This is a genomic window from Pseudomonas sp. DF5, from assembly GCF_058148225.1.
The window spans coordinates 212,567-228,343 of the sequence record NZ_JBYVYM010000004.1 but is presented as its reverse complement, the minus strand read 5'-3'; the positions used below and the strand labels follow the sequence as shown (position 1 = coordinate 228,343).

At 60.4% G+C, this 15,777-nt stretch carries 13 protein-coding genes; 9 read left to right on the top strand and 4 right to left on the bottom strand.

Annotated features, from left to right (window positions below; genetic code table 11):
- The first annotated feature begins 55 nt into the window (after nt 1-55).
- The gene (pobA, locus tag AC30D7_RS05850) at nt 56-1,249 is read left to right on the top strand and encodes a 4-hydroxybenzoate 3-monooxygenase (protein ID WP_490133413.1); all 1,194 of its coding nucleotides are present in this window, start codon (nt 56-58) and stop codon (nt 1,247-1,249) included.
- 78 nt (nt 1,250-1,327) lie between these two features.
- Nucleotides 1,328-2,845: an MDR family MFS transporter gene (locus AC30D7_RS05845; RefSeq protein ID WP_490133412.1), complete on the top strand. Its 1,518-nt coding sequence runs from the start codon at nt 1,328-1,330 to the stop codon at nt 2,843-2,845.
- 119 nt (nt 2,846-2,964) lie between these two features.
- Here AC30D7_RS05845 and AC30D7_RS05840 read toward each other — a convergent pair whose 3' ends face one another.
- The 4 genes from AC30D7_RS05840 to AC30D7_RS05825 form a co-directional block, all read right to left on the bottom strand.
- The gene (locus tag AC30D7_RS05840) at nt 2,965-3,813 is read right to left on the bottom strand and encodes a cache domain-containing protein (RefSeq protein WP_490133411.1); all 849 of its coding nucleotides are present in this window, start codon (nt 3,811-3,813) and stop codon (nt 2,965-2,967) included.
- Between the two features lie 329 nt (nt 3,814-4,142).
- Entirely contained in the window at nt 4,143-5,009 is an 867-nt protein-coding gene (locus AC30D7_RS05835; RefSeq protein WP_490133410.1) for an ATPase, read from the bottom strand.
- 116 nt (nt 5,010-5,125) lie between these two features.
- Nucleotides 5,126-6,118 (bottom strand): NAD-dependent epimerase/dehydratase family protein, encoded by a 993-nt coding sequence (locus AC30D7_RS05830; protein WP_490133409.1) that lies wholly within the window; start codon nt 6,116-6,118, stop codon nt 5,126-5,128.
- A 61-nt stretch (nt 6,119-6,179) separates the two neighbouring features.
- Nucleotides 6,180-7,073, bottom strand: coding sequence for a LysR family transcriptional regulator ArgP (locus tag AC30D7_RS05825; RefSeq protein ID WP_490133408.1), 894 nt, complete (start codon nt 7,071-7,073; stop codon nt 6,180-6,182).
- A 96-nt stretch (nt 7,074-7,169) separates the two neighbouring features.
- Between AC30D7_RS05825 and AC30D7_RS05820 the strand changes: the two genes are divergently transcribed.
- From AC30D7_RS05820 to AC30D7_RS05790, 7 genes are all read left to right on the top strand, one after another.
- Nucleotides 7,170-7,571 carry an ACT domain-containing protein gene (locus AC30D7_RS05820; RefSeq protein ID WP_490133407.1) on the top strand — a complete coding sequence of 134 codons (402 nt, stop codon included), beginning with the start codon at nt 7,170-7,172 and terminating at the stop codon, nt 7,569-7,571.
- Between the two features lie 7 nt (nt 7,572-7,578).
- Nucleotides 7,579-8,181, top strand: a complete 603-nt coding sequence (locus tag AC30D7_RS05815; RefSeq protein WP_490133406.1) for a LysE/ArgO family amino acid transporter — start codon at nt 7,579-7,581, stop codon at nt 8,179-8,181.
- A 176-nt stretch (nt 8,182-8,357) separates the two neighbouring features.
- Nucleotides 8,358-8,954, top strand: coding sequence for a superoxide dismutase (locus tag AC30D7_RS05810; RefSeq protein ID WP_007938876.1), 597 nt, complete (start codon nt 8,358-8,360; stop codon nt 8,952-8,954).
- A gap of 363 nt (nt 8,955-9,317) precedes the next feature.
- Nucleotides 9,318-11,369 carry a putative bifunctional diguanylate cyclase/phosphodiesterase gene (locus AC30D7_RS05805; RefSeq protein ID WP_490133405.1) on the top strand — a complete coding sequence of 684 codons (2,052 nt, stop codon included), beginning with the start codon at nt 9,318-9,320 and terminating at the stop codon, nt 11,367-11,369.
- A 282-nt stretch (nt 11,370-11,651) separates the two neighbouring features.
- Nucleotides 11,652-12,986, top strand: a complete 1,335-nt coding sequence (locus AC30D7_RS05800; protein ID WP_490133404.1) for an imelysin family protein — start codon at nt 11,652-11,654, stop codon at nt 12,984-12,986.
- 271 nt (nt 12,987-13,257) lie between these two features.
- Nucleotides 13,258-14,685, top strand: coding sequence for a di-heme oxidoreductase family protein (locus AC30D7_RS05795; RefSeq protein WP_490133403.1), 1,428 nt, complete (start codon nt 13,258-13,260; stop codon nt 14,683-14,685).
- 27 nt (nt 14,686-14,712) lie between these two features.
- Nucleotides 14,713-15,777 (top strand): imelysin family protein, encoded by a 1,065-nt coding sequence (locus AC30D7_RS05790; protein WP_490133402.1) that lies wholly within the window; start codon nt 14,713-14,715, stop codon nt 15,775-15,777.

Sequence of the window (15,777 nt, the reverse complement as noted above, 5' to 3'; positions counted from 1 at the left end):
CCATAAAAATCACCCACCGGCCTTGGTCGTGTAGAGCTTGCGAGTCATAAAAACAATGAAAACACTAAAAACCCAAGTCGCCATCATCGGCGCCGGCCCCTCTGGTCTGCTACTCGGCCAATTGCTGCATAACGCCGGCATCGACACCCTGATTCTCGAACGCCAGACCCCGGATTATGTGCTGGGACGCATCCGCGCCGGTGTCCTCGAACAAGGCATGGTAGAGCTGCTGCGTCAGGCCGGGGTGGGTCAGCGCATGGACGCCGAAGGGTTGGTCCACACAGGCTTCGAACTGGCCCTGGACGGGCGCCGGGTGCACATCGATCTGCAAGCATTGACCGGCGGTAAAACCGTGATGGTGTATGGCCAGACCGAGGTCACCCGCGACCTGATGGCCGCTCGTCGGGACGCTGGTGCGCAGACGATTTATGAAGCCGGCAACGTCGTCCCCCACGGCATGAAAACCGCTGAACCCTTCGTCACCTTCGACAAGGACGGCGAAACGTATCGACTCGATTGTGACTACATCGCCGGTTGCGACGGTTTCCATGGCGTGGCGCGACAGTCGATCCCAACCGACTGCCTGAAGGTGTTCGAGCGGGTGTATCCGTTTGGCTGGCTGGGGATTCTCGCCGATACCCCGCCGGTTCATGAGGAGTTGGTCTACGCGCGGCATGAACGGGGTTTTGCGTTGTGCAGCATGCGCTCGCCGACACGCACCCGTTATTACCTTCAGGTACCGGCCCAGGATCAGGTCGGGGACTGGTCCGATCAGCGCTTCTGGGACGAGCTCAAATCCCGCCTGCCGACCGCCCTCGCCGATGTGCTGGTGACTGGTCCGTCGATCGAGAAAAGCATCGCGCCGCTGCGCAGTTTCGTGGTCGAGCCGATGCAGTACGGACGGATGTTCCTGGTCGGTGACGCCGCGCACATCGTTCCGCCCACTGGCGCCAAGGGCCTGAACCTGGCAGCCAGCGACGTCAGTACGTTGTTCACTATTCTGCTGAAGGTTTACCGCGAAGGCCGTGTTGATTTGCTGGAGAAGTATTCCGAAATCTGCCTGCGACGGGTGTGGAAAGCCGAACGGTTTTCCTGGTGGATGACTTCGATGCTGCATCGCTTCGACGAGCATGACGCGTTCAGTCAGCGCATCAGCGAGTCGGAACTGGCCTATTTCGTTGACTCCGAGGCGGGCCGAAAAACCATCGCGGAAAATTACGTCGGCCTTCCTTATGAGGCTATCGAATAGCTTCCTACCGACTTACACTGGCGAGCATTCCCGCTCGCCTTGCCTCTTGCGGGTCCATCACTGCCCGCAGGTTTTACCGTGACCAATCTCAACCGGCCTGAAACGCCCAAACCAGCCATTCGCAGCGTGCTAATCGCCCTGATGCTGGCGATCTTTCTGGGCGCGCTGGACCAGACCATCGTCGCCGTTTCGATGCCAGCGATTTCCGCGCAGTTCAAGGATGTCAGCCTGCTGGCCTGGGTGATTTCCGGCTACATGGTGGCGATGACGGTGGCAGTGCCGATCTACGGCAAGCTCGGCGATCTGTACGGCCGCCGCAGATTGATGCTGTTCGGCATGGGCTTGTTCACCCTGGCGTCATTGTTTTGCGGCATGGCGCAAAGCATGGAGCAATTGGTACTGGCGCGGATCTTTCAAGGCATCGGCGCCGGCGGGATGATTTCGGTGAGCCAGGCGATCATCGGCGACATCGTTCCACCGCGCGAACGCGGTCGCTATCAGGGCTACTTCAGCAGCATGTACGCGGTGGCCAGCGTGGCCGGCCCGGTACTCGGTGGCTACATGACCGAATACCTGTCCTGGCGCTGGGTATTCCTGATCAACCTGCCGTTGGGCCTGGGTGCCTGGTGGGTGGCTTATCGCACGCTGGTAGGGCTGCCGGTGCCGCAGCGCAAGCCGATCATCGACTACCTCGGTACGTTGCTGATGATCATTGGCCTGACGGCGTTGTTGCTGGGCATCACTCAGGTTGGCCAGGGGCATTCGTGGCGCAGTCCCGAAGTGGCGGGTTTGCTCGGTTGTGCGGTGGCGGTGCTGGCGGTGTTCGTCTGGCATGAACGGCGGGCGCGGGAACCGTTGCTGCCGATGCATTTGTTCGCCAACCGCAATGCGATCCTTTGCTGGTGCACGATTTTCTTCACCAGTTTCCAGGCGATTTCCCTGATCGTGCTGATGCCGCTGCGCTTCCAGAGCGTCACCGGCGCCGGGGCCGACAGCGCGGCACTGCACCTGTTGCCGCTGGCCATGGGCTTGCCGATAGGCGCCTATTTCGCCGGGCGCCGGACCTCGGTGACCGGTCGTTACAAACCGATGATCCTGACCGGCGCGTTGCTCATGCCGTTGGCGATTCTCGGCATGGCGTTCAGTGCGCCGCAGGCGTTTGTGCTGAGCAGCCTGTTCATGTTGCTCTGCGGAATCGCTGGCGGCATGCAGTTCCCGACGTCGTTGGTGGGCACGCAAAACTCGGTGGAGCAACGGGACATTGGTGTTGCCACCAGCACCACCAATCTGTTCCGCGCGCTGGGCGGTGCGATGGGCGTGGCGTTGATGTCCGCACTGTTGCTGGCATTGTTGCAGGATTCCAGTTTCGCGCACCTGGCGGGTTCGTCGCTGATGGCCGAGGGCCGTTCGGGGAATGTCTTGCTCGATGGTTTGAACGCCGCGCCGGGTGATGCGCAAAACGCCTTGCGCGCCGAGTTGCTACTGACCTTCCAGCATTTGCTGATGGTCAGCGCGGCGGTGTCGCTGCTGGGGCTGGCGGCGGCGATTGCCATGCCGAACAGGGTGTTGCGCGGGCGGGAAGACAAGGTCCGGTAGAAAGACCGAGTCGCCTGCATTCGCGAGCAAGCCCACATTCGACCGCAATTCATCTGGAAGAACTCAGTCTACTGTGGGAGCGGGCTTGCTCGCGAAAGCGGTCTGTCAGCCACCACCATTCAAGGGCTGTAATACCCCACTGCCACCAGAAAATGCCCGACCTTTTTCAGGTAGGCATGCTTGTCTTCGACCTTGCCGGTCACCGGGTTTTTCCAGCGGTATTCGTATTCGCCGTCATCCTGTTTGGCCATCAGCCCCAGGATCGGCTCGCCCACGGGTTTACCTTCCTGGTCCTTGATCTTGCCGAAGTCGGTGTTGATCAGGCGCAGATTGGTGCCGTGGGCGACATAACGCCGGGTATTCAGGTCGACGACAAACACGTACAGGTCATCCTGCAAGTAACCGCCCTTGAGGGCGTTGATCGCCGTGAACGTGCCTTTCTCGTTGTTGGCCAGATCGGCCGCGGCTTTATCAAGCAACGCTTGCGCCTGCTGCGGCGAGGCCCGTGGCAGGTAGTAACCGACCGCCAGGATCCGCTGGCCGACGCGCTGATAGAACACATGCTTGCGTTCGACCTTGCCATCGGCCCAGTTCTGCCAGCGGTATTCGGCCTGCTGAATGCCGTTGCCCTCCGGCACTTTCAAGGCGTCCTTGAAGGCTTTCTGCACATCCGGCCCGAGTACCTCGGACACATCGCGACCGATCAACGCCGAAGACGGCCCGCCGCTGGCGAGCATCACGCCCTTGGTATCGACCACGAAGACATAACGATCCTTGTCGACAAACTCACCTTGACGGCTGAACGCCGCGAAAGCCTTGTCGCCCTGCTCGTGGTAATAGGCCAGGGCTTTTTCCAGCAAGGCTTTGGCGGCCTGGCTGTCATCATTTTCCGTCGTGGCGGCGTGAACCGGCCCCAGGCAAAGCAACAGCATCCCGCCGAGCCAAGCCAGCTTGCGAAGAACCCCCATGGCGCATCCCCCGTTCTTATTAGTGTTTCAAGAGCGTAGACCGCTTGGGGCTATGTATGAATATTCAGGAAACGGTGTGGAGCTGTGTTTCAAAGAGGCAGTGGCCAGTGCAGTGAGAGGGATTATCCGTGGTGGATGGAACATCTGTGGCGAGGGGGCTTGCCCCCGTTCGGCTGCGCAGCAGTCGCAAATCAGGCACCACGGACTATCTGAAAAGCCGTGGTGAATGGATTTGGGGCGGCTACGCCACCCAACGGGGGCAAGCCCCCTCGCCACAAGCAAGCCCTTCTCCACAAAAAGACCACTCCACAAGCCCCTGCATCGGGCTATTAGGGCCGGGCGTGCAGCTGTTGTTGCAGGTTCTGGATCTGCGCCTGCAGAGTGTTGATGTTGCGGGTGACCTGGCCGCGGAAGGCGTCGAACTCGGCGGTATTGCTGCCACCTTGCGCTGCAGCCGGGCGGTTGTCCTGTTGGCTTTTGAGCACGATCATGTCTTGCTCCAGGCGCTCGATGGCGGCGCTCGGATTGCCTTGCCGCTTCAGCGCAGCGATGTCGGCCCCAAGGCTTTTGAGTTGGGCGTCGACTTTGCTGGTGTCGGCCGGTGCGCTCTTCAATGCGGCCAGTTCGCCGCTCAAGGCTTTGATCTGAGCCTGCAACTGAACATTGGCGGCTTGTTGTTCGGTGGCTTGGGTGGTCATTTGCGCCAGGCGTTTGTCCAGATCGGAGGTCTGGCCGAGCACGCCTTGCTGCTGTTTGCTCTGATCCTGAAGTTTGCTTTCCAGCTGTTTGCTCTGGTCCTGGAGTTTGCCTTCCAGTTGTTTGATCTGCAGCTTCAACGCTTCACTGCCGGTATTGACGGTGGACTGGCTGGCCACGACCTTGCCGGAAATGTCCTGCAAGCGCCCCGCCGCTTCCTCACTGATGCGCGCAAAACTTTCCTGGGTCGCCACCAGTTGTTGTTCCATCAGCGAGATCTGCTGAAAACTCCACCAGGCAAGGCCAGCGAAAGCAAAAAACAACGCACCGACCAACGCCCACAGCGGACCGGTGCTAGGGCCTTTGACCTTGACTACCGGAGTGGTGCGCGAATGCACGGAAGTGCGAGCGGTGGTCGGAAAATCATCGTCGTCGAGGCTGTCGGCACGCAGGCTCGGTACATCGTCGAAGTCGTCGTTGGCATCGTTACGCATGGACATTGAGTCAACCTTTGTAAAACGCGGTGATGGCTTGATGGGGCGAAGTATAACCCTCGCTGCCGCACCGGTTGACCCTGAACCCCGAACTCGGTTCAGTGAGGGCCGGCCCTTGTGTGTCAGCGAATGTCCTGAGCCTTCCACCAGGCGCAAAATTCATCGAGGGCGGTCCAGAGGCTGACTTTCGGATCGTAATCCAGATAATGCCGGGCGCGACTGATGTCCAGGGTGAAATTTTTGTTCATTACCTGCATGCCCAGCCGCGACAGGGTCGGCTCCGGGCGCCCCGGCCACAGCTTGCAAACACCCTCGTTGAGCGCGGCAAGGCTGTAGGCCAAGCCATAGGAGCGGTAACGAGTCACCTGTGGGACATCCATTTTGCGCATCACGTAATTGACCACATCCCACAACGGCACCGGCGCTCCGTTGCTGATGTTGTAGGCCTTGCCCAAGGCCGAACCGCTGGCCAGCAAGCTGCTGAGCAACGCTTCATTGAGGTTTTGCACACTGGTGAAATCAACCTTGTTCAGGCCATTGCCGATGATCGCCAACCGCCCTTTGCGCTGCATCTTCAGCAACCTGGGGAAAATGCTCATGTCGCCTGCGCCCGTCACGAAACGCGGACGCAGGGCCAGGGTTTCGAGGCCGAATTCCTGCGCACCGAAGACTTTTTGCTCGGCCAGGTACTTGGTCGCGGCGTAGGGATGCTTGAAGCGCTTGGGCACCTGGTCTTCGGTCAACCCCAGATGATCGCGGCCATCGAAGTAAATCGATGGCGACGACAAGTGCACCAGGCGCCGCACCCGTTGTTTCAGGCAGGCTTCGACCACGTTCTCGGTGACCTCGACGTTACCTTGATGGAAGTCCTGATAACGTCCCCACAACCCGACAGCGCCGGCGCAATGGACCACGGCTTCGACGTCCGAACACAGGTCGCGCGCCAGTTGCGGGTCGCTCAAGTCGCCCTGGATGAACTCGGCACCACGGCGCACCAGATGCTCGACACTCTCGGCCCGGCGACCGTTGACCCGCACGTCCAGGCCCTGCTCCAGGGCAAAACGCGCAAAGCGTCCGCCAATGAAGCCGCTTGCGCCGGTGACCAGAATCTTCATGTATTGCTCCGAATATTTCGTTTTGCATATTGCGTAGTGCGTGAGGTCTTGACGCCAGTCATCAGTTCAACGGCACCAACCATTGCTTCGACGCGCGCACCAATTGATCGGTGAGTAACCCCAACAGCTGACCGCCATTGCGCCAATGATGCCAGTACAGCGGCACATCGATCGGCTTATCTGGCAAAAGCTCCACCAATTGACCGCGCTCCAGTTGTTCGCGCACCTGCAATTCAGGCACCAGGCCCCAGCCGAGCCCTGCTTCCATGAGACGAAGAAACCCTTCGGAAGACGGGCATAAATGGTGTTCGAAACCGCCATCCACGCCTAACGAGGCGAGATAACGATGCTGCAGGAAATCATCAGGACCAAACACCAGGGCCGGGGTTCTGGCCAACTGATCGGCGCGCACACCCTGGGGAAAATGCCGGGCAATGAACGCCGGGCTGACCAGCGCACGGTAGCGCATGGCCCCCAACAGCACGCTGCGCGCCCCGGCCACCGGACGTTCGCTGGCGCAGAGGCATCCCGCCACTTCACCCGCGCGCATGCGTTTGAGGCCGACAGTCTGGTCTTCCACCACCAGGTCGAGCAATAAATGTTGTTCCGCGCAAAAGTCCCCCACTGCCGCAGCCCACCAGGTGGCCAGGCTGTCAGCATTGAGCGCAATACGCAGGCGCTCCGGCAAGCCCTCTTCATCCAGCGCCGGCACCAGGCTTTGCAAATCGCGCTCCAGCAATCGCACCTGCTGCACATGGTTGAGCAATCGCCGGCCGATTTCCGTCGGGGCCGGAGGTGTGACCCGTACCAGCACCGGTTGGCCGACCCGCGCCTCTAGCAGTTTGATGCGCTGGGAGATGGCTGATTGGGACAAGCCCAAGACCTGCGCGGCGCGTTCGAATCCGCCCTGCTCGATCACCGCGGCGAGAGCGGAGAGTAATTTGTAGTCGAACATCAGTTTTCCTAATGAGCGATCAGCATTATTGGTTTTTCTTATACAACTTCCCACTGGAGAATGGCCAGCAAGAACTCTTGAACAAGGATCACCGACATGGCTGGCGAAACCTCATTAGCCACTCTGCTGCGCAGCATGAGCCCGCAACTCAACGACGGCGAATACGTGTTTTGCACGTTGCCCGACGGCAAGCTGCCCGCAGGCCTTGAGATTGTCGGCAGCTTCCGCGAACAGGAAGGGCTGACGGTGATTCTGCAACGTTCCCACGCCGAGAAGGCCGGTTTCAGCTTCGACTACATCGCTGCCTGGATCACCTTGAACGTGCACTCAGCCCTTGAAGCCGTCGGCCTGACCGCTGCATTCGCCACGGCGCTGGGCCAGGCCGGCATCAGTTGCAACGTGATTGCAGGGTATTACCACGACCATTTGTTCGTCGGCCAGGCCGATGCCAAACGCGCCCTGCAGGTATTGCGGGATCTGGCGGCCAACGCGGAGTAAAAATCTTATGTGGCAAAGCTATGTGAACGGCCTGTTGGTGGCCGCCGGGCTGATCATGGCGATCGGCACCCAGAATGCGTTTGTGTTGGCCCAGAGCCTTCGACGTGAACATCACCTGCCGGTGGCGGCGCTCTGCGTGACTTGCGATGCGTTGCTGGTGGCCGCCGGGGTGTTCGGTCTGGCGACATTGCTGGCGCAGAATCCGACCCTGTTGGCCATCGCTCGTTGGGGTGGCGCGGCGTTTCTGCTGTGGTATGGCAGCCTTGCTCTACGTCGGGCGTGCTCGAAACAGAGTCTGCAACACGGTGAGAACCAGACCGTGCGCTCGTTGCGGGCGGTGCTGCTCAGCGCTTTGGCGGTGACCTTGCTCAACCCGCACGTCTATCTGGACACCGTGTTGCTGATCGGCTCCCTCGGAGCACAACAAACCGAGCCCGGTGCTTATGTCGTGGGCGCGGCCAGCGCTTCGTTGCTGTGGTTTTTCACCTTGGCTCTCGGCGCGGCATGGCTGGCACCGTGGTTGGCACGGCCCGGTACCTGGCGAATTCTCGACCTGTTGGTGGCCGTGATGATGTTTGCTGTAGCGATTCAACTGATCATCGCCAGGTGATTTATTCCAAATGGCTCTGGAACCTCTATTCCACACAGTTGTTGCGTGGTTATGCCGCACCCCCGGTGCTATGATCCGATCCCTGCGCCGCAAAGAGTACAAACTCCCCGGCGCATGTCTGGCCGCCCGTGATCGGCCTTGCGCTCACCGCAACTGACCTGATTAGGAGAATTATCATGGCTTTCGAATTGCCGCCGCTGCCTTACGCGCACAACGCCCTGCAGCCGCACATTTCAGAGGAAACTCTGCAATACCACCACGACAAGCACCACAACACCTATGTCGTGAACCTGAACAACCTGGTGCCAGGCACCGAGTTCGAAGGCAAGACCCTGGAAGAAATCGTCAAGACTTCCTCGGGCGGTATCTTCAACAACGCCGCTCAGGTCTGGAACCACACTTTCTACTGGAACTGCCTGGCGCCAAACGCCGGCGGTCAACCAACCGGCGCTCTGGCTGATGCCATCAACGCTGCTTTCGGTTCGTTCGACAAGTTCAAGGAAGAGTTCAGCAAAACGTCCATCGGCACCTTCGGTTCCGGTTGGGGCTGGCTGGTGAAAAAGGCTGACGGTTCCCTGGCCCTGGCCAGCACCATCGGCGCCGGCAACCCGCTGACCAGCGGCGACACTCCGCTGCTGACCTGCGACGTCTGGGAACACGCCTACTACATCGACTACCGCAACCTTCGTCCGAAATACGTCGAAGCGTTCTGGAACCTGGTCAACTGGAAATTCGTCGCTGAGCAGTTCGAAGGCAAAACCTTCACCGCCTAAGCTTCGCGCCAGTCAAGAAACCCGGCTTTTATTGCCGGGTTTTTTATTGGATCCGGGAAATGAGAGACATCCCTGGCGCAGCCTTGGGGTAAGCGCTTTCCCTGCAACGCGAGCCGTATTCGCCCTCTTGCCCCCACGGCACAGCGGTCTAACATCAACACAAGGAAAAATTGCCTCGATCTCCTCAAGTTGAAGGCCCCGACAACCGACACAGTGTTAATAGGGCAAATACTCCAAACAGCAGCATACAGGCCAAGCTACCGGCAATATCTCCCGGAGCGGATTGTCCCTTTGACTGCCATCACGGGATTGCCAATACTCATGGCAACTTGACGCTACCCGCACGGAACAAGGAATAACCCTTTGAAGCTGGAACTCAAGAACAGCTTGTCGGTGAAGTTGCTCCGGGTCGTGCTCCTGTCGGCATTGATCGTCGGCGTGGTCTTGAGCTGTGCACAGATTGTTTTCGACGCCTATAAAACTCGCCAGGCCGTGGCCAATGATGCCCAGCGCATCCTCGATATGTTCCGCGATCCCTCCACCCAGGCCGTCTACAGCCTGGATCGGGAAATGGGCATGCAGGTGATCGAAGGCCTGTTCCAGGACGATGCCGTGCGCATGGCCTCCATCGGCCACCCCAATGAAGCGATGCTCGCGCAAAAATCCCGCGAGTTGCAGCACTCCCACAGCCGCTGGCTGACCGACCTGATCCTCGGCCAGGAACGCACGTTCACCACCCAACTGGTGGGGCGCGGTCCCTACAGCGAGTACTACGGCGACCTGAGCATTACCCTCGACACCGCGACCTACGGCCAGAGCTTCATCATCAGTTCGGTGATTATCTTCATCTCTGGCGTCTTGCGCGCATTGGCCATGAGCCTGGTGTTGTATCTGGTTTACCACTGGTTGCTGACAAAACCGTTGTCGCGGATCATCGAACACCTGACTGAAATCAACCCGGACCGGCCCAGCGCCCACAAGATTCCGCAGCTCAAGGGCCATGAGAGAAACGAGCTAGGGGTCTGGATCAACACCGCCAACCAGTTGCTCGAATCCATCGAGCGCAACACTCACCTGCGCCACGAGGCGGAAAACAGCCTGCTGCGCATGGCCCAGTACGACTTTCTCACTGGTCTGCCGAACCGCCAGCAGTTGCAGCAGCAGCTGGACAAGATCCTCGTCGACGCCGGTAAATTGCAGCGTCGGGTCGCGGTGTTGTGTGTCGGGCTCGATGACTTCAAGGGCATCAACGAACAATTCAGCTATCAGGCCGGCGACCAACTGCTGTTGGCCCTGGCCGATCGCCTGCGGGCTCACAGCGGCCGTCTCGGCGCCCTCGCCCGCTTGGGTGGCGACCAGTTCGCGCTGGTTCAGGCCGACATCGAACAACCCTACGAAGCCGCCGAACTGGCCCAAAGCATTCTCGATGATCTGGAAGCGGCGTTCGCCCTCGATCATCAGGAAATCCGCCTGCGCGCCACCATCGGCATCACCCTGTTCCCCGAGGACGGTGACAGCACCGAGAAGCTGCTGCAAAAAGCCGAGCAGACCATGACCCTGGCCAAGACGCGCTCGCGCAACCGCTATCAGTTCTATATCGCCAGCGTCGACACGGAAATGCGGCGGCGTCGCGAGCTGGAAAAAGACCTGCGCGATGCCTTGATCCGTGACCAGTTCTACCTCGTCTACCAGCCGCAGATCAGCTACCGCGATCATCGCGTGGTGGGGGTCGAGGCGTTGATTCGCTGGCAACATCCCGAGCACGGGCTGGTGCCGCCGGACCTGTTCATTCCGCTGGCCGAGCAGAACGGCACCATCATCGCCATTGGCGAGTGGGTGCTGGATCAGGCCTGCAAACAACTGCGCGAATGGCACGATCAGGGCTTCGTCGACCTGCGCATGGCGGTGAACCTGTCCACCGTGCAATTGCACCACGCCGAGTTGCCACGGGTGGTCAATAACCTGCTGCAGATCTACCGCCTGCCGCCGCGCAGCCTGGAGCTGGAAGTCACCGAAACCGGCCTGATGGAAGACATCAGCACCGCCGCCCAGCACCTGCTGAGCCTGCGTCGCTCCGGTGCGCTGATCGCCATCGACGACTTCGGCACCGGTTATTCGTCATTGAGTTATCTGAAAAGCCTGCCGCTGGACAAGATCAAGATCGACAAGAGCTTCGTTCAGGACCTGCTCGATGACGACGACGATGCGACCATCGTCCGGGCCATCATCCAGCTGGGCAAAAGTCTGGGCATGCAGGTGATTGCCGAAGGCGTGGAAACCGCCGAGCAAGAGGCCTACATCATCTCCGAAGGCTGTCACGAAGGTCAGGGCTATCACTACAGCAAACCGCTACCGGCGCGGGAGTTGAGCGTCTATCTGAAACAGGCGCAGCGCAATAACGCAGCCATCCTCTGAAACAACCTTTGTAGCAGTTGACGGAGCCCTGTGGCGAGGGAGCTTGCTCCCGCTCGGCTGCGCAGCAGTCGCCACCAGGTTGACGCGATCCATCTGGAAGAACCGGGTTGCAGAATTTGGGACAGCTTCGCTGTCCAGCGGGAGCAAGCTCCCTCGCCACAGGTGAATAAGAAATATTTACAGGTACAAGCCTTTACAGATAATGCGAAAGATTTGCATTATGTCGCAGTTTTGCGCGCCGCCCGTGCGCGCCCAATCCATCACCGAAGCAGGATGTTTGCCATGATTCGTATGCCTCTGGCCACCGCCAGTCTGCTGGCCATCGCTATTTCCCTCGCTGGTTGCGGCGAAGGCAAAGACAAGGCTGTCGCTCAACAAGCGCCGACCCCAGCCGCCAGCACAGCTGCGCCTGCTACCACCGCTAAAGTCGACGAAGCCGCCGCCAAGGCTGTGGTCGCGCACTATGCCGACATGGTCTTTGCCGTTTACAGCGATGCCGAATCCACCGCGAAAACCCTGCAAACCGCCGTCGACGCGTTCCTCGCCAAGCCGAACGCCGACACCCTCAAAGCCGCCAAGGCTGCCTGGGTCGCGGCCCGCGTGCCTTACCTGCAGAGCGAAGTGTTCCGCTTCGGCAACACCATCATCGACGACTGGGAAGGTCAGGTGAACTCCTGGCCACTGGATGAAGGCCTGATCGACTACGTCGACAAATCCTACGAACACGCACTGGGTAACCCGGGCGCCACCGCCAACATCATCGCCAACACCCAGGTTCAGGTCGGCGAAGACAAGGTCGACGTGCAAGACATCACCCCGGAAAAACTCGCCAGCCTGAACGAGCTGGGCGGCTCCGAGGCCAACGTCGCCACCGGCTACCACGCCATCGAATTCCTGCTCTGGGGCCAGGACCTGAACGGCACCGGCCCTGGCGCCGGCAACCGTCCAGCCTCCGACTACCTGGAAGGCAAAGGCGCTACCGGCGGTCACAACGATCGTCGTCGTGCTTACCTGAAATCCGTGACCCAACTGCTGGTCAACGACCTGGAAGAAATGGTCGGTAACTGGAAGCCGAACGTGGCCGACAACTACCGCGCCACCCTGGAAGCGGAACCGGCTGAATCCGGTCTGCGCAAAATGCTGTTCGGCATGGGCAGCCTGTCCTTGGGCGAACTGGCGGGCGAGCGCATGAAGGTTTCCCTGGAAGCCAACTCCCCGGAAGACGAACAGGATTGCTTCAGCGACAACACTCACAACTCGCACTTCTACGATGCCAAAGGCATTCGTAACGTGTACCTGGGCGAATACACCCGTGTCGACGGCACAAAAATGACCGGCGCCAGCCTGTCGTCCCTGGTGGCCAAGGCCGACCCGGCTGCCGATACCGCGCTGAAAGCCGATCTGGCTGCGACCGAAGCCAAGATCCAGGTCATGGTCGATCACGCCAACAAGGGTGAGCACTACGACCAACTGATCGCTGCCGGTAACACCGCTGGCAATCAGATCGTGCGCGACGCCATCGCCTCGCTGGTCAAGCAGACCGGTTCGATCGAAACCGCTGCCGGGAAACTGGGCATCAGCGACCTGAACCCGGACAACGCTGATCACGAATTCTGATCAACGCTGGCTGAGCGAATGCAAAGGCGACCTTCGGGTCGCCTTTTTCATGCCTGTCTTTTGGGTGATGCTGATGGCCTCATCGCGGGTAAGCCACGCTCCCACGGGGTCAGCGCAAAACCCTGTGGGAGCGTGGCTTGCCCGCGATGGCCGCGACGCGGTCTGACATCAAACCCTGCCTCACATCAACCAAACGATAATTCCTCTTATTCAAACTCCCCTGCCCTGTTAGACTTTGCGCCCTTGTTTTGCTCGTCTTGCAGGATGTCCGATGCCCACGCTGCCTCTTCGCTTGTCTGCACTGTTGCTGGCCCTGGGCCTGAGTGCCTGCGATGACGCCCCGCGTTTTACCCAGGCCGAACCCGGTGAAGCCCGGTCCGGTGGCAGCGCGACAGTGCGCAAGACCGACAAGAACGCATTCTCCTTGCCCTCCGCCAATCTGCCGCCGTCACGGCGCGTCGACTTCAGCGTCGGCAATAGCTTCTTTCGCAGCCCCTGGGTGATCGCGCCGTCGACCACCACCGCCCGCGATGGCCTAGGCCCGCTGTTCAATACCAACGCCTGCCAGAACTGCCACATCAAGGACGGGCGCGGTCATCCGCCAACGCCCGATGCGCCGAATGCGGTGTCGATGCTGGTGCGCCTGTCGATTCCCGATTCGCCGGCCTACGCCAAAGTCATCGAGCAAATGGGCGTGGTGCCGGAGCCGGTCTACGGCGGCCAGTTCCAGGACATGTCGGTGCCCGGCGTCGCCCCGGAAGGCAAGGTGCGCGTCGATTACACGCCGGTCCCGGTACGTTTCAAGGACGGCAGCGAAATCGAGTTGCGCAAGCCGACCTTGCAGATGACCCAACTCGGCTATGGCCCAATGCACCCGGACACGCGTTTCTCGGCGCGCATCGCTCCGCCGATGATTGGCCTGGGCTTGCTTGAAGCGATTCCCGACGAGGCCATCCTGGCCAACGCCGAGGCTCAGGCCCGGGAAAAAAACAGCATCGCCGGACGACCGAACCGGGTCTGGGACGACGCGCAGCAGAAGACTGTTCTTGGACGATTTGGCTGGAAAGCCGGGCAACCGAATCTCAATCAGCAGAATGCTCACGCGTTCTCTGGTGATATGGGCCTCACGACCAGCCTGAAACCCATTGATGACTGCACCGACGCCCAAACCGCTTGCAAGCAGGCGCCCAACGGCAATGGCCCCGATGGCGAGCCGGAAGTCAGCGACAACATTTTGCGTCTGGTGCTGTTCTACAGCCGTAACCTCGCCGTGCCGGCCCGTCGCGATGTTGGCGCACCTGAGGTGCTGGCCGGCAAGAATCTGTTTTTCCAGGCCGGATGCCAGTCCTGTCATACCCCTCAATACACCACCGCCGCCAACGCCGCGGAACCTGAATTGGCCAATCAAGTGATTCGCCCTTACAGCGATCTGCTGCTGCACGACATGGGCGACGGTCTGGCCGACAACCGCACCGAGTTCCAGGCCAGTGGCCGCGACTGGCGTACGCCGCCATTGTGGGGCATCGGCCTGACGCAGACGGTCAGCGGCCACACCCAGTTTTTGCACGACGGTCGCGCCCGCAACCTGCTCGAAGCCGTGCTCTGGCATGGCGGTGAGGCAAAAGCGGCGCAGCAACAGGTTTTGTCTTTCAACGCCGAACAGCGCTCGGCGTTGCTGGCGTTTTTGAATTCCCTTTAATACGTATTCCTTCAGCGGGAGCCCGACATGTTCCGTCCCAAATTGTTGTTCACCAGCCTTGCCGCCCTCGCCCTGGGCGCCTGTTCGCCCCAGGATCCGCAAGCGGTCACCTCGGCGGCCATCGCCAAGCAAGTGATCCTGCCGAGCTACAGTCGTTGGGTGGAAGCCGACCGGCAATTGGCGGTCAGCGCCTTGGCGTTTTGCCAAGGCAAGGAAACCCTGGACACCGCTCGTGCCGACTTCCTGCACGCGCAGAAAGCCTGGGCCGAGTTGCAACCGCTGCTGATCGGGCCGCTGGCCGAGGGCAACCGTTCGTGGCAGGTACAGTTCTGGCCGGACAAGAAAAACCTGGTGGGCCGTCAGGTCGAGCAACTGGTCACCGCGCAGCCGCAGATCGATGCTGCCGCCCTGGCCAAGTCCAGTGTCGTGGTGCAAGGCCTCTCGGCCTATGAATACATCTTGTTCGACAGCAAGATCGACATGGCCGACAGCGCTCAGAAAGCCAAATACTGCCCGCTGCTGACCGCCATTGGCGAGCGTCAGAAGCAACTGGCCGAAGAGATCCTGTCGCGCTGGAACACCAACGACGGCATGCTCGCGCAAATGAGCAAATTCCCCAACCAGCGCTACGCCGATTCCCACGAAGCGATCGCCGATCTGCTGCGTGTGCAAGTGACCGCGCTGGACACCCTGAAGAAAAAACTCGGCACCCCGATGGGCCGTCAGAGCAAGGGCACGCCACAGCCGTTCCAGGCCGATGCCTGGCGCAGCCAATCGTCGCTCAAAGGCCTGGAAGCAAGCCTGACTGCTGCGCAAACCGTCTGGGTGGGTGTCGACAACAAAGGCCTGCGCGGTCTGTTGCCAAGCGAGCAAAAACCGTTGGCCGACAAGATCGACGCGGCTTACGCAGCCTCCCTGAAACTGCTTGCCGGCAACCAGCGCTCGCTGACCGACATGCTCACCGACGAGGCCGGTCGCCAGCAGCTCAACGACATCTATGACAGCCTCAACGTTGTCCACCGCTTGCACGAAGGCGAACTGGCCAAGGCGCTGGGCATCCAACTGGGCTTCAACGCCAACGACGGTGACTGA